At 57.6% G+C, this 14,890-nt stretch carries 12 protein-coding genes and 1 pseudogene; 9 read left to right on the forward strand and 4 right to left on the reverse strand.

Going from position 1 to position 14,890, the window contains the following annotated elements; genetic code table 11:
* The first annotated feature begins 99 nt into the window (after positions 1-99).
* Positions 100-537, forward strand: coding sequence for a universal stress protein UspA (gene uspA / locus ACERY3_RS18040; protein ID WP_003861223.1), 438 nt, complete (start codon positions 100-102; stop codon positions 535-537).
* Between the two features lie 96 nt (positions 538-633).
* On the opposite strand, the gene rsmJ is transcribed toward uspA, so the two are convergent.
* Together rsmJ and prlC are read right to left on the reverse strand one after the other, a co-directional pair.
* A complete protein-coding gene (gene rsmJ, locus ACERY3_RS18045; RefSeq protein ID WP_373226192.1) occupies positions 634-1,386 on the reverse strand; it encodes a 16S rRNA (guanine(1516)-N(2))-methyltransferase RsmJ in 753 nt (250 codons plus the stop codon).
* 7 nt (positions 1,387-1,393) lie between these two features.
* On the reverse strand, positions 1,394-3,436 hold the full coding sequence (gene prlC, locus ACERY3_RS18050) for an oligopeptidase A (protein ID WP_048976969.1): 2,043 nt from the start codon (positions 3,434-3,436) through the stop codon (positions 1,394-1,396).
* A gap of 207 nt (positions 3,437-3,643) precedes the next feature.
* On the opposite strand from prlC, the gene ACERY3_RS18055 reads away from it, so the two are divergent.
* From ACERY3_RS18055 to ACERY3_RS18065, 3 genes are all read left to right on the forward strand, one after another.
* Positions 3,644-4,486, forward strand: a complete 843-nt coding sequence (locus ACERY3_RS18055; protein ID WP_032640380.1) for a 23S rRNA (adenine(2030)-N(6))-methyltransferase RlmJ — start codon at positions 3,644-3,646, stop codon at positions 4,484-4,486.
* A 71-nt stretch (positions 4,487-4,557) separates the two neighbouring features.
* Complete coding sequence (gorA, locus tag ACERY3_RS18060; protein WP_033146863.1) at positions 4,558-5,910, forward strand: glutathione-disulfide reductase; 1,353 nt, start codon at positions 4,558-4,560, stop codon at positions 5,908-5,910.
* A gap of 181 nt (positions 5,911-6,091) precedes the next feature.
* On the forward strand, positions 6,092-7,741 hold the full coding sequence (locus ACERY3_RS18065; protein WP_045355923.1) for an alpha,alpha-trehalase: 1,650 nt from the start codon (positions 6,092-6,094) through the stop codon (positions 7,739-7,741).
* 127 nt (positions 7,742-7,868) lie between these two features.
* Here ACERY3_RS18065 and ACERY3_RS18070 read toward each other — a convergent pair whose 3' ends face one another.
* Positions 7,869-9,458, reverse strand: a complete 1,590-nt coding sequence (locus ACERY3_RS18070; protein WP_032662140.1) for an STY4199 family HEPN domain-containing protein — start codon at positions 9,456-9,458, stop codon at positions 7,869-7,871.
* A gap of 148 nt (positions 9,459-9,606) precedes the next feature.
* On the opposite strand from ACERY3_RS18070, the gene ACERY3_RS18075 reads away from it, so the two are divergent.
* Positions 9,607-10,146 (forward strand): GNAT family N-acetyltransferase, encoded by a 540-nt coding sequence (locus ACERY3_RS18075; RefSeq protein WP_058842087.1) that lies wholly within the window; start codon positions 9,607-9,609, stop codon positions 10,144-10,146.
* A gap of 71 nt (positions 10,147-10,217) precedes the next feature.
* A pseudogene (locus tag ACERY3_RS18080) lies at positions 10,218-10,316 on the forward strand (lysozyme); the annotation flags it as partial.
* A gap of 97 nt (positions 10,317-10,413) precedes the next feature.
* Here ACERY3_RS18080 and ACERY3_RS18085 read toward each other — a convergent pair.
* Positions 10,414-11,172, reverse strand: a complete 759-nt coding sequence (locus ACERY3_RS18085; RefSeq protein WP_373226202.1) for an SDR family NAD(P)-dependent oxidoreductase — start codon at positions 11,170-11,172, stop codon at positions 10,414-10,416.
* Positions 11,173-11,291: 119 nt separating this feature from the next.
* On the opposite strand from ACERY3_RS18085, the gene ACERY3_RS18090 reads away from it, so the two are divergent.
* The 3 genes from ACERY3_RS18090 to ACERY3_RS18100 all read left to right on the forward strand — a co-directional run bounded on the left by ACERY3_RS18090 (position 11,292) and on the right by ACERY3_RS18100 (position 14,852).
* A complete protein-coding gene (locus tag ACERY3_RS18090) occupies positions 11,292-12,191 on the forward strand; it encodes a LysR family transcriptional regulator (protein WP_029742152.1) in 900 nt (299 codons plus the stop codon).
* Between the two features lie 52 nt (positions 12,192-12,243).
* Entirely contained in the window at positions 12,244-13,269 is a 1,026-nt protein-coding gene (yhjD, locus tag ACERY3_RS18095) for an inner membrane protein YhjD (protein WP_058842099.1), read from the forward strand.
* A gap of 260 nt (positions 13,270-13,529) precedes the next feature.
* Complete coding sequence (locus tag ACERY3_RS18100; protein ID WP_023309582.1) at positions 13,530-14,852, forward strand: MFS transporter; 1,323 nt, start codon at positions 13,530-13,532, stop codon at positions 14,850-14,852.
* The last annotated feature ends 38 nt before the right edge of the window (positions 14,853-14,890 follow it).

Consider the following 14,890-nt stretch of genomic DNA (forward strand, 5'->3'; position numbering starts at 1 on the left):
CACCAAAGCTTGAAAAATATGTTTAACTGGGCCGTAATGAAAGTATCAGACGACGGCATTCTCACTTAGTCATCGATAACTTAAGGAAGGAGTAACACTATGGCTTACAAACACATTCTCATCGCGGTTGACCTCTCTCCGGAGAGCAAAGTGCTGGTTGATAAAGCGGTATCCATGGCACGTCCCTACAACGCGAAAGTTTCGCTGATTCACGTTGACGTGAATTACTCCGACCTCTACACCGGTCTGATCGACGTGAATCTTGGCGATATGCAGAAACGCATTTCCGAAGAGACTCACCATGCCCTGAGCGAACTCTCCACCAACGCGGGCTATCCGATTACCGAAACCCTGAGCGGCAGCGGCGACCTGGGCCAGGTGCTGGTTGATGCGATTAAGAAATACGATATGGACCTGGTGGTTTGCGGTCATCATCAGGACTTCTGGAGCAAGCTGATGTCTTCAGCGCGCCAGCTGATTAACACCGTTCACGTGGATATGCTGATTGTTCCACTGCGTGACGAAGAAGACGAGTAAGTGCGTTAAACTCCCCTCACCCTAACCCTCTCCCAAAGGGAGAGGGGATAGATCGAGGACACAGGCCGGGTAAGGCGAAGCCGCCACCCGGTTTTTTTATTCCGGCGTACCCGGATAAATATCAAACCGGTGCCCTTTGGTGGTCACCGCGTTAGTGGTCGCAACGTCCGCCAGCGGCGGCGCATAGTCCGGGCGCTTTACCACCACCCGCTTCGTGGCAAGCTGACGAGCCGGCTCCAGCAGGCCATCGGCATCCAAATCCGGTCCCACCAGCGACTGAAACACCCGCATCTCTTTCTTCACCAGCGCGCTTTTCTGCTTATGCGGGAACATAGGGTCGAGATAGACCACCTGCGGGCGCGGGGTGATGTCCGTCAATGCCGTCAGGCTGGAGGCGTGGATCAGCTGCAAACGATCCTGTAGCCAGGGGCCGATTTCCGGGTCCGCGTAGCCTCGCGCCAGCCCGTCGTCGAGCAGCGCAGCGACCACCGGATTACGCTCCAGCATCCGCACGCGACAGCCGACGGACGCCAGCACAAACGCATCGCGCCCCAGCCCCGCCGTTGCATCGATCACGTCCGGGAGGTAGCTCCCTTTGATGCCGACCGCTTTGGCCACCGCTTCGCCGCGACCGCCTCCGAACTTGCGCCGGTGCGCCATCGCGCCGCCGACAAAATCGACGAAAATCCCGCCGAGCTTCGGTTCGTCGCGCTTGCGTAATTCGAGATGTTCCGGCGTCATCACCAGCGCCATCAGGTTTTCTTCATCGTGCTCCAGCCCCCAGCGGGCCGCCAGAACAGATAAGGCGCCGTCTCCGGCGCCTGTTTCATCTACTAAGCAGATCTTCACGTAACAATCAGCCTTTGATCCCGTAATGCTCAAGCATCGCATCCAGCTGCGGCTCGCGTCCGCGGAAGCGTTTGAACAGCACCATTGGCTCTTCAGACCCGCCGCGGGTCAGGATGTTATCGAGGAAAGACTGGCCGGTTTCGCGGTTGAAGATCCCCTCTTCTTCGAAGCGGGAGAAGGCATCTGCCGCCAGCACGTCGGCCCACAGGTAGCTGTAGTAGCCCGCCGCGTAGCCGCCGGCGAAGATATGGCTGAAGGCATGCGGGAAGCGGCCCCAGGTTGGCCCTGGAATAACGGCAACCTGCTTTTTAATCTCGGCCAGGGTCTCAAGGATTTTCGCACCCTGCTCCGGGCTAAACTCGGCGTGCAGGCGGAAATCGAACAGGCCGAACTCCAGCTGGCGCAGAATGAACATCGCCGCCTGGTAGTTTTTCGCCGCCAGCATTTTGTCCAGCAGCGCTTTCGGCAGCGGCTCGCCGGTCTCATAGTGACCGGAGATAAACGCCAGCGCGTCCGGCTCCCAGCACCAGTTTTCCATAAACTGGCTTGGCAGCTCGACCGCATCCCACGGCACGCCGCTGATACCGGCTACGCCTGCGGTTTCGATGCGGGTCAGCATGTGGTGCAGACCATGACCGAACTCGTGGAAAAGGGTGATCACTTCGTCGTGGGTGAACAGCGCCGGTTTGCCGCTTACCGGACGGTTGAAGTTACAGGTCAGGTAGGCGACTGGCTTCTGCAGAGAACCGTCGGCTTTACGCATCTGGCCCACGCAGTCGTCCATCCACGCCCCGCCGCGCTTGTTCTCACGCGCGTAAAGATCGAGGTAGAAGCTGCCGCGCAGCTCGTTTTTCTCGTCATACAGCTCGAAGAAGCGCACGTCCGGGTGCCAGACGTCGATATCGGTACGCTCTTTGGCGGTGATGCCGTAGATGCGTTTCACCACTTCGAACAGGCCGTTAACGGCTTTGTTTTCCGGGAAGTACGGGCGCAGCTGCTCGTCGCTGATGCTGTAGAGGTGCTGCTTCTGTTTTTCGCTGTAGTACGCGATATCCCACGGCTGCAGCTCGTCCACGCCGAACTCGGCTTTCGCGAAGGCACGCAGCTGGGCCAGCTCTTTCTCACCCTGCGGACGGGCGCGTTTCGCCAGATCGGTCAGGAAGTCGAGCACCTGCTGCGGGTTCTCCGCCATTTTGGTGGCGAGGGATTTATCGGCGTAGTTTTCGAAGCCCAGCAGCTGCGCCAGCTCGTGACGCAGGGCGAGGATTTCCGCCATTACCGGGCTGTTGTCCCACTTACCGGCATTCGGCCCCTGATCGGAGGCGCGGGTGCTGTACGCGCGGTACATCTCTTCGCGGAGGGCCTGGTTGTCGCAGTAGGTCATCACCGGCAGATAGCTCGGGATATCCAGCGTCAACAGGAAGCCTTCCTGCTCTTTCGCTTCGGCCTGGGCTTTTGCCGCCGCCAGCGCGCTTTCCGGCATACCGGCCAGTTCCGCTTCGTCGGTAATCAGCTTCGTCCAACCCATGGTGGCGTCGAGCACGTTGTTGCTGTACTGGTTACCCAGCTCGGACAGGCGCGCGGCGATTTCACCGTAGCGGGTTTGTTTCTCTTTTGGCAGGCCAATCCCGGACAGCTCAAAATCACGCAGGGCGTTATCGACCGATTTTTTCTGCGCCGTGTTCAGTTCGGCATAGTGGTCGCCGTCGCGCAGGTCGCGGTAGGCTTTGTACAGCCCTTCGTGCTGCCCGACCCAGGTGCTGTACTCAGAGAGCAGCGGCAGGGTCTGTTCGTAGGCTTCGCGCAGTTCCGGGCTGTTTTTTACCGAGTTCAAGTGGCTCACAGGGGAGAAGATACGCCCCAGCACGTCGTCCACTTCGGCCAGCGGCTGACACAGATTTTCCCAGGTGTACGGCGCGCCCTGCGCTACCACGCTTTCTACCGCCGCGCGGCAGTTGTCCAGCGATTGCGTAACGGCTGGAACCACATGCTCAGGGAGGATTTTAGAAAACGGCGGCAACGAAAAAGGCGTCAGTAATGGATTGGTCATAAACGCTGTCCTGTTGAAATAGGTGAATGAAGCGCGCATCCGGCGCTGTGCATATGGGATCTAGAATGGGGTTAAGTGTAGAGGATTTCAATGCCGGACGTTGCGGAAAAGAGCCCGGTGGCGCTGCGCTTACCGGGCCTACGGGTAATCTGCGCCGTTCTGCTGTAAACTGTGGCAAATCGTCAATTCAGCGGAATATCATTACCCATGCTCAGTTATCGCCACAGCTTCCACGCAGGCAACCACGCCGACGTCCTTAAACACACCGTTCAGAGCCTGATCATCGAATCGCTCAAAGAGAAAGAGAAGCCGTTTCTCTATCTGGACACGCACGCGGGCGCGGGCCGTTATCAGCTGAGCGGCGAGCATGCCGAGCGTACCGGTGAATATCTGGAAGGGATTGCCCGCATCTGGCAGCAGGACGACCTGCCTGCCGAGCTGGAGCCGTACATCGGAGTGGTGAATCACTTCAACCGCAACGGCCAGCTGCGCTACTACCCTGGCTCACCGCTGATTGCGCGCCAGCTGCTGCGCGAGCAGGACAGTCTCCAGCTGACCGAGCTGCATCCGAGCGACTTCCCGCTGCTGCGTTCCGAATTCCAGAAAGACAGCCGCGCCCGCGTGGAAAAAGCCGACGGTTACCAGCAGCTGAAAGCCAAACTGCCGCCGGTTTCCCGTCGCGGCCTGGTGCTGATCGACCCGCCGTACGAAATCAAAACCGACTATCAGGCTGTGGTAACCGGCATCCACGAAGGTTACAAACGCTTTGCTACCGGCACCTATGCCCTGTGGTACCCGGTAGTGCTGCGCGCGCAAATCAAACGCATGATCAAAGACCTGGAAGCGACAGGCATCCGCAAGATCCTGCAGATCGAGCTGGCGGTTCGCCCTGACAGCGATCAGCGCGGCATGACCGCCTCCGGCATGATTGTGATCAACCCGCCGTGGAAGCTCGAAGCGCAGATGAACAACGTGCTGCCGTGGCTGCATAAAACGCTGGTGCCCGCCGGTACAGGCCACGCCACCGTCAGTTGGATCGTGCCGGAGTAATCGCAGTCATCGGTGGAAACTATTGATTTCAGGTATACAATCGCGGCAATTCACGATTAAGGACAAAAGCAATGACTAAGCATTATGACTACATCGCAATCGGCGGCGGCAGCGGCGGCATCGCCTCCATCAACCGTGCGGCCATGTACGGCCAGAAGTGCGCGCTGATTGAAGCCAAAGCGCTGGGCGGCACCTGCGTGAACGTGGGTTGTGTACCGAAGAAAGTGATGTGGCATGCGGCGCAGATCCGTGAAGCTATCCATATGTATGGCCCGGACTACGGCTTTGACACCACCATCAACCGCTTCGACTGGGACAAACTGATCGCCAGCCGTACCGCCTACATCGACCGTATTCACACCTCGTACGACAACGTGCTGGGTAAAAATAACGTCGATGTTATCCACGGTTTCGCCCGCTTTGTGGACGCGAAAACGATCGAAGTGAACGGCGAGACGATCACCGCCGATCACATCCTGATCGCCACCGGCGGTCGTCCGAGCCACCCGAACATCCCGGGCGTGGAATACGGCATCGACTCCGACGGTTTCTTCGAGCTGCCTGCCCTGCCAAAACGCGTTGCCGTTGTTGGCGCGGGCTATATCGCGGTGGAACTGGCTGGCGTGATTAACGGCCTGGGCGCGGAAGCGCACCTGTTCGTACGTAAACACGCGCCGCTGCGCAGCTTTGACCCGCTGATTGTCGATACGCTGGTTGAAGTGATGAACACCGAAGGCCCGACCCTGCACACCAACGCCGTGCCAAAAGCGGTGGTGAAAAACGCGGATGGTAGCCTGACGCTTGAGCTGGAAGATGGCCGCAGCCAGACCGTCGATTGCCTGATCTGGGCGATTGGCCGTGAACCTGCGAACGATAACTTCAACCTGGGCGTGACGGGCGTGAAAACCGACGAAAAAGGCTATATCGTCGTCGATAAATTCCAGAACACCAGCGTACCGGGCATTTATGCGGTCGGCGATAACACCGGCGCGGTTGAGCTGACGCCGGTCGCCGTTGCGGCGGGTCGTCGTCTCTCCGAGCGCCTGTTCAACAACAAGCCGGACGAGCATCTGGACTACAGCAACATCCCGACCGTGGTCTTCAGCCACCCGCCAATCGGCACCGTCGGCTTAACCGAGCCGCAGGCGCGCGAACAGTACGGCGACGACCAGGTGAAAGTGTATAAATCGGCGTTTACCGCCATGTACACCGCCGTCACCTCACACCGTCAGCCGTGCCGCATGAAGCTGGTCTGCGTGGGCCCGGAAGAGAAGATTGTCGGCATCCACGGCATCGGCTTCGGTATGGACGAGATCCTGCAGGGCTTCGCCGTGGCGCTGAAGATGGGCGCAACCAAGAAAGACTTCGACAACACCGTGGCCATCCACCCGACGGCCGCGGAAGAGTTTGTGACCATGCGTTAATCCTGATGCCCCTCTCCGGAGGGGCATTTTTTTAACATTCATAAATCGTTGCAAAACGAATGCTCCGAAAATAGTGATCTACCGCACATATCCCTCCCCATCTACCGAAGCGAATGTCTACGCTTATAAGACGCCCGGATAAACCTGTCTTTTGAACACACAACCGGAGGTCCCTATCACCATGTTCAACCAGAAACTACAGGCTACCGAGAACATCGAGTTCGAGATTGCAGAAGAGCTGCGCTACGAGACCGATCCCTGCGAGTTGAAACTGGATGAAATGATTGAGGCGGAGCCGGAACCCGAAATGATCGAGGGGCTACCCGCCTCCGATGCGTTGACGCCCGCAGACCGCTATCTTGAACTGTTCGAGCATGTGCAGTCGACGCGGCTGTTTGCGGACAGTAAAACCTTCCCCGACTGCGCGCCGAAGATGGATCCGCTGGATATCCTGATCCGCTACCGCAAGGTCAGACGCCACCGGGATTTCGACCTGCGCCAGTTTGTGGAGAACCACTTCTGGATGCCAGAAACGTACGGCACAGAATATGTCTCCGACCCGGGACTCTCCCTGAAAGAGCATATTGATAACCTGTGGCCGGTGCTGACGCGCGAGCCGCAGGATCATATTCCCTGGTCTTCCCTGCTGGCCCTGCCGCAGGCTTATATCGTTCCCGGCGGGCGATTCAGCGAGACCTACTACTGGGATTCCTATTTCTCCATGCTGGGGCTGGCGGAGAGCGGCCGTAACGATCTGCTCAAATGTATGGCGGACAACTTCGCCTGGCTGATTGAACGCTACGGGCATATCCCCAACGGCAACCGCACCTATTACCTCAGCCGCTCGCAGCCGCCGGTCTTTGCCCTGATGGTAGAGCTGTTCGAGGAGGACGGCGTGCGCGGTGCGAAACGCTATCTGGATCACCTCAAAATGGAGTACGCCTTCTGGATGGACGGCGCGGAGTCTCTGCTGCTTAACCAGGCTTACCGCAGCGCCGTGCGTATGCCGGACGGTTCACTGCTCAACCGCTACTGGGACGACCGTGATACCCCGCGCGACGAATCGTGGATCGAGGACGTTGAAACCGCGCGCCACTCGGGTCGTCCGCCCAATGAGGTGTATCGCGATCTGCGCGCGGGGGCGGCGTCCGGCTGGGATTATTCGTCCCGCTGGCTGCGCGATCCGTCGCGGCTCGCCAGCATCCGCACGACGCAGTTTATCCCCATCGATCTGAACGCCTTCCTGTTCAAGCTGGAAAGCGCTATCGCCAACATCTCGGCGTCGAAAGGGGATAAAGAGACGGCAGAGGCGTTCCGCCAGAAAGCCAACGATCGCCGCGCGGCGGTGAACCGCTATCTGTGGGATGAGGAGAGCGGCTGCTACCGCGATTACGACTGGCGACGCGAAGAGCTGGCGCTGTTTTCTGCCGCCAGCATTGTGCCGCTGTATGTTGGAATGGCGACGCACGAGCAGGCAGAACGTTTGTCTGATGCGGTCAAATCGCGGCTGCTGACCCCGGGCGGAATTCTGGCGACCGAGTACGAAACCGGCGAGCAGTGGGATAAACCCAACGGCTGGGCGCCGCTGCAGTGGATGGCGATTCAGGGGTTCAAGCAGTACGGCAACGACTCGCTGGGCGATGAGATCGCCTGGAGCTGGCTGCATACGGTGAACCATTTTTATAAGACGCATCACAAGCTGATTGAGAAGTATCACATCGCCAGCAGCACGCCGCGCGAAGGCGGCGGGGGTGAGTATCCGCTGCAGGACGGTTTCGGCTGGACGAACGGCGTGGTGCGGCGGCTGATTGGGTTGTATGGGGAGCCTTAAGCGGGGTGCGGTCTGGTGCCCTCACCCCTCACCCTAACCCTCTCCCCAAAGGGGAGAGGGGACTGCACGGTGCGCTCTTCATCTCCCTCGCCCCTATGGGGAGAGGGTTAGGGTGAGGGGAAAAATTTTAGCGAATCACCTCATAAATGGCAGTCTGAATGGACTGCCATTTTTTCGTGGTGGCATCCGGCTGCGACTGCGCGCGGCGAGTGGCCATGTCGAGATCGTGCTGCTGGCGTTTCACTACGGCAGGCACGGTGCAGAAAGCTTTGAGATACTCTTTACGAACCGAGGTCAGAGACTCTCCGTTCGACATGGCGTGGCTGAGCGTGTTGATGAAGCGACGACACGGCTTTTCTTCCACCATGTTCTGCCGGTAGCGTAACATCAGCTCCAGCACATCGTCATAGCCTGCCGACATCGCCTCTTCGGTCCAGGACAGCTTCCAGTCCATACCGCCCTGCAAAAATAGCAGGGTCACTCGGGTATCGTTGCGGTTAATGGCCGAGCGGAAATTATTCTCGTCCCAGGTGACCCCCATGCGCGTGAGCGTTTCGCGCGAAGAAGGCGTCTCGCGCATTTCCTGCGGAGGGGCCGCTTCAGCCGCGCTGGCGGTTGCAGGCTGCGGTTTGCTGCTGGTCACCAGCCAGAAGCCTCCCGCCACGATAGCAATCACCATGACGCCAACCGCCCCCCATAGCGCACCGGAAATGAGCTGCTCGCGTTGTTCAGGGGTACGCGGCGCGCGCTGGGTCGGCTTTTCAATGGTGTCACGGACTTCAAACAGATCCCCACCAGTGACCCGATCCATTTTCTGCGCCTTTTCCCAGAAGGTATGCAATTCGCTGGCATCTACCGCCATGAATCCGGCCGGATTGACGCGCGTTCTCCCCTCTTCAAACGCGCGCTGAACGGGCCGCGCGATCTGCGCGTAGTAGTTATCCAGCAGCTGGATTTGCGCCGAGCTTAGCGTTTTCTGAACGGTGATGCTGTTGCGGATTTGCCGAATGTCATCGAGGAAGGTTTGCAGCGTTTTGCGCGGTTCAACCAGCAGCGTCAGCATGGACGGGTCGCTGAACAGCGAAGCGTAATAGCGGCTGAACTCTTTTTTATCCACCAGCATCTGCGCCAGTTCACTGAACATCATGCCGCTGAGGACATCATTGATCTCGCCAAGCTTCAGCCAGCGCCGCACGCGATCAGCGTTAAACAGGGTCTTAAGATGGTTGTTCAGCCGCACCTGATCGGGCCAGGCCTGCTGGATGAGCCCTTTAATCATCAGCTCAATCGCGCGTACCTGCTTGTGCGCCTGCTGCTGCTGGAGTTCGCTACCCGGTGCCAGGTCAGTGCTGTAGGTCAACAGCGGCTGCTGCAGGCGAAGATGTTCCAGCGCGGTCACAAACCGCATCGCCGCAATAAGCTGGTTTTCACTCACATCCTGTCCGCTTTCATACTGCGGAACGCGCTGCTGCAGCAGGCGCAGCTGGAGCGTAAATTCCGACATCTCGGCATCATTGAGGTTGAGTTTTTTCGCAACGGCTCCCCAGCCGCCCAGAGCTAATCGCGCGCTGTCGAGTTGTTCCAGGAACCAGCGTGGATCTTTTCCCTCAGAAGCATGTACATTCAGAAGGAGTAAAATTTCCACCGACGCATGGCGAATGACCGCCAGACAGTGTTCAAACTGTTCGCGAATATGATGTGATGTGCTGAGAGTCATTGTTTTCCTTAAGCGACAACGAAGACATCCGGAATGGGCACGAAACGCCCTTTATTCTTTTTATTTATACGCGGTTAACCATACCTGACTTTCTGTTGAAATAAAGTGACAACCCTAAAATGATTTAAAATGTTTCAGGAGAATCTGAATGCCGGTTTTAATTACCTCTCGCCTGACCTGTTCGCCCCTGCAGGAGCAAGACTGGCCCTTTTTTCTGGCGCTACAGCAGCACCCGGACGTGATGCGCTTTGTGGCGGAAGGCCGCCCCGTCGCGGCGATCCGCGAGGCGTTTGATTCGCGCCTGGCCCCATGGGCACCGGGCAGCGCGCACTGGCTTTGTCTCGTCGTGCGTGACACCGCCTCACAGGCCCCGCTGGGCGTTACCGGGTATATTCATCGGGAGGAGGATTGCGCCGAAGTGGGCTTCCTTTTCGCACCCGAGGCGCAGGGGAAAGGTTACGGCTTTGAATCCCTGAAAGCGCTTTGCGATTACGCTTTTGATCAGGGCGGTATACGGCGGCTCACCGCCACCGTCACCGCGGGAAATGTCGCGTCAAGACGCCTGCTGGAAAAAGCCCGCTTTCGTCTGGAAGGTGAATTACGCGAGAGCTATTACCTTGCGGGGCGCTGGCAAAATGACTGGCTATTTGGTTTATTACAGCAGGAATACCTGAATAATAATTCCTGACCAACCGCTTTTTAGCAGATATTTCCCGGACGTCGTTTCCTCTTCAGTGTCGCTATTAAGAGGAAACGAATATCAAACGTCATTCGCTGAAAATATTTTCTGCCGCCATTGCGTTAATAAATAAACATCAGGGTCTTTCTCTGGAGAAATATCGTGATGAAAAGGGGTTATCGGCTATGGCTGCCTGCGTTCTTTATCACTGTCAGTATGCAGACACATCCATATTAAGGGTTTCATTAAGGGGTTCCTTCCCCTTAAGCCCGTGCATCACAGGAACATACCGCCTGATACTTCAATACGTTGCGCATTCATCCAGCCCAATTTATCGCTGAGCAGTGCCGCAATGGCATCGCCAATATCGTCCGGCAGCCCCACCCGTCCCAGCGCCGTCTGCGAGGCCAGAAGCTGATTCAGCTCCGCGTTGTCGCGCACGCGTCCGCCGCCAAAGTCGGTTTCAATCGCGCCCGGCGCAATGATATTGACGGAAATTCCGCGCGCGCCCAGCTCTTTCGCCTGATAACGCGTCAGCACTTCCATCGCCCCCTTCATGGCCGCGTAGGTCCCTGAGCCCGGCTGGGTAAAACGGGCCAGACCGCTGGAGACGTTGAGGATACGTCCCCCGTCGTTAAGCAGCGGCAGCAGGCGCTGGGTCAGGAAGAAAGGTCCTTTGAAATGAATGTTCAGCGCTTCATCAAACTGGGCTTCCGTCGTGTCGGCATAGGGCGCATATAAACCCGTTCCGGCATTGTTCAATAAATAGTCAAAGGTTTCGCGCTGCCAGACGGTCTTGAGGGTTTCCTGAAGCTGTCGGGCAAAATGTTCAAAACTCGTGATATCCCCGACGTTGAGCTGTAATACCGCTGCGTTGACGCCTTTTTGCTGAATTTCATGCACAACATCCAACGCTTCCTGCTGGCTACGGTTGTATGTCAGGACAATTCCCGTTCCGTCTGCCGCCAGCTTTAACGCAGCGTTTTTACCCAGACCACGGCTACCACCCGTCACTAATGCGATACGTTCACTCATCATAAACCTCGTTTTGGCTGTTAAGGAGATTGAGAAAGAGCTTATTAGGTGATAGAAAATCAATAAAGATGGGTTAAAACGCTTCACTGTTTCACCAGAAACAACAATGAGCTTCCTCTATGGATAAAATTCACGCAATGCAGTTGTTCGTCCGCGTCGCGGAACTGGAGAGTTTTTCCCGCGCGGCCGAAACATTAACCCTGCCGAAAGGCAGCGTCTCGCGGCAAATTCAGGCTCTGGAAAACCGGCTTGGCACCCAGCTATTGCACCGCACCACGCGCCGCGTCAGCCTGACGCAGGACGGCATGGTCTATTACGAACGGGCAAAAGATCTGCTGGCAAACCTTGATGAACTCGACGGTATGTTTCAGCACGATCCCTCCAGCATCAGCGGTCGGCTCCGCGTGGATATGCCCGTCGGCGTTGCTCGAAATTTAGTCATCCCCAAACTGCCTGCTTTTCTGCAGCACTATCCGGGCATTGAACTCGAGCTCAGCAGCAGCGATCGTCTGGTGGATGTGATCCGCGAAGGGTTTGATTGCGTGGTGCGCGTCGGCACGCTGAAGGATTCAGGGCTGATTGCTCGTCCGCTGGGCAAGCTGTCGGTGATTAACTGCGCCAGCCCGGATTATCTGACGCGTTTTGGCTATCCGGAAACCCTGGACGATTTAGGCTCGCACGCCGTGATCCATTACGCCGCAATGCTGGGAACCCGCCCGCAGGGCTTTGAGTTTTATAACGGCAGTGCGACGCAGTGGATAAAAACGGGCGGGGTGTTAACCGTCAACAGTACGGAAACTTACCAGGCTGCCTGTCTCGCCGGGCTGGGCATTATTCAGGTTCCGCGGGTTGGGGTGCGCGATTTACTGCGCGCGAAGAAACTGATTGAGATCCTCCCGCAATACCGGGCCGAACCGATGCCTGTCTCCCTGATTTACCCTCACCGCCGCAACCTCTCCCGCCGGGTCCATCTGTTCATGGAGTGGCTAACCGAACTCACAAAAGCTTACGTGGACTAGCCGCAAGCTATAATTCAAAAACACATCCAGCTCAACGAAAAGGAAAATGCGCGTGACGCCGGAAAACAACCCGCAACGACCCACCCAACATTTAGAGTATGAGCCCGTCAAAAAGATGGAAACCGGGCCCGAAGAGGCCAAAACGCCGGGCACCACCAGCAAAGCGCTGGGGACCGTCACCGGCATCGCCGCGAGAATTCAGCAGCTTCCCATGATTGCGCACCTGATACGCGCCACAGAACGGTTTAATGACCGCATGGGAAACCAGTTTGGTGCCGCCATCACCTATTTTTCCTTCCTGTCGATGATCCCAATCCTGATGGTGTCGTTTGCGGCAGCCGGTTTTGTGCTCGCGTCGCACCCGACGCTGCTGCAGGATATCTTCAGTAAGATCCTGAATAACGTCAGTGATCCGACCCTTGCCAGCACGCTCAAGAGCACCATCAATACCGCCGTTCAGCAGCGTACCACCGTGGGTATCGTCGGTTTGCTGATTGCCCTTTACTCCGGCGTTAACTGGATGGGCAACCTGCGCGAGGCCATTCGCGCCCAGTCGCGCGACGTCTGGGAGCGTAAGCCGCAGGACCAGGAGAAAATCTGGGTGAAGTATCTCCGCGATTTTGTTTCGCTGATTGGCCTGCTCGTCGCGCTGATCGTGACGCTTTCCATTACCTCCGTGGCGGGCTCGGCGCAGCAGATGATCATCTCCGCGCTCTATCTTGATTACATCGAATGGCTGAAGCCCGCCTGGCGCGGCATTGGGCTGGCCATTTCTATCTTCGCCAACTACCTGCTGTTCTTCTGGATCTTCTGGCGCTTGCCCCGCCATCGTCCGCGCAAGAAGGCGCTGATCCGCGGCACGTTGATTGCGGCGATCGGCTTTGAGGTGATCAAAATCGTGATGACCTACACGCTGCCGTCGCTGGTGAAATCCCCTTCTGGCGCGGCGTTTGGCTCGGTGCTGGGACTGATGGCCTTCTTCTATTTCTTCGCCCGTCTGACCCTGTTCTGCGCGGCATGGATTGCCACCGCCGAGTACAAAGGCGACACGCGAATGCCCGGTAAAACGCACCGCTAGCCCCGCTCTCGGGCTGAAATTTCAGCCCGATTCATCATTTCAGCATATAAATCCAGTCCGTAACTTTTATTTAACTGAAAACCAGTTTAATTGACTGATATTTAAAATCTGTGAAGCATTTCATAGACGTGTTTTCGCTGGCCTGAAAATTATCCGCTTTTTGTTGCTTTTATCACCAGCTCGCGGTTTTGTTACAGATTGAAATGTCGCTTTTGCTGTGCGTAATATGGCCTTTCGTTCGACAAAAATAAGAAAATATTATGCAAGCAACAGCCACCACACTCGACTCAGGAACGGAAAACGTTCCGGTAAACTCGCGCAATAAAGTTGTCGTCGCCTCGCTGATTGGCACCGCCATTGAGTTCTTCGACTTTTATATTTATGCCACCGCCGCGGTCATCGTCTTCCCGCATATTTTCTTCCCGCAGGGCGATCCGACGGCGGCCACGCTGCAGTCTCTGGCGACCTTTGCCATCGCGTTTGTTGCGCGTCCGATTGGCTCTGCGCTGTTTGGACACTTTGGCGATCGCATTGGCCGAAAAGTCACCCTGGTGGCCTCGCTGCTGACGATGGGCATCTCCACCGTGGCCATCGGTCTGCTGCCGACCTATGAAACCATCGGCATTCTGGCGCCGGTCCTGCTGGCGCTGGCGCGTTTCGGTCAGGGTCTGGGGCTGGGCGGTGAATGGGGCGGCGCGGCGCTGCTGGCCACCGAGAACGCCCCGGCGCGCAAGCGCGCGCTGTACGGTTCATTCCCGCAGCTGGGCGCGCCGATTGGCTTCTTCTTTGCCAACGGGACGTTCCTGCTGCTCTCCTGGCTGCTGACGGATGAACAGTTCATGAGCTGGGGCTGGCGTCTCCCGTTTATCTTCTCAGCCGTGCTGGTGCTGATTGGCCTGTATGTGCGTGTTTCGCTGCATGAGACTCCTGTTTTTGCGAAAGTGGCCGCGGCGAACAAGCAGGTGAAAGTGCCGCTGGGTACGCTGCTGACCAAACACGTCCGCGTGACCGTGCTGGGCACGTTTATCATGCTGGCAACCTATACGCTGTTCTACATCATGACCGTCTACTCCATGACGTTCAGTACCGCCGCCGCGCCGGTTGGCCTGGGGCTGCCGCGTAACGAAGTGCTGTGGATGCTGATGATGGCGGTGATCGGGTTTGGCGTGATGGTACCGATTGCGGGCCTGCTGGCGGATAAATTCGGTCGTCGTGCGAGCATGATTACGATCACCACGCTGATTATTCTGTTCGCGCTGTTCGTCTTCCCACCGCTGCTGGGTTCAGGTAGCCCGGCGCTGGTGATGGCCTATCTGCTGATTGGCCTGAGCCTGATGGGGCTGACCTTCGGCCCGATGGGCGCGCTGCTGCCTGAGCTGTTCCCGACGGAAGTGCGTTATACCGGCGCGTCGTTCTCCTATAACGTTGCCTCTATTCTGGGCGCGTCCGTTGCGCCGTATATCGCCACCTGGCTGCAGGCGAACTATGGTCTGTTCTATGTGGGCGTCTATCTGGCGGCCATGGCGGCGCTGACGCTGATTGCGCTGCTGCTGACGCACGAGACGAAGCACCAGGCTCTGTAATTCACTGCGGCCTGATGCCCTCACCCCGGCCCTCTCCC

The organism is Enterobacter cloacae complex sp. ESBL7 (assembly GCF_041679625.1).
Lineage (GTDB): Bacteria > Pseudomonadota > Gammaproteobacteria > Enterobacterales > Enterobacteriaceae > Enterobacter > Enterobacter asburiae_B.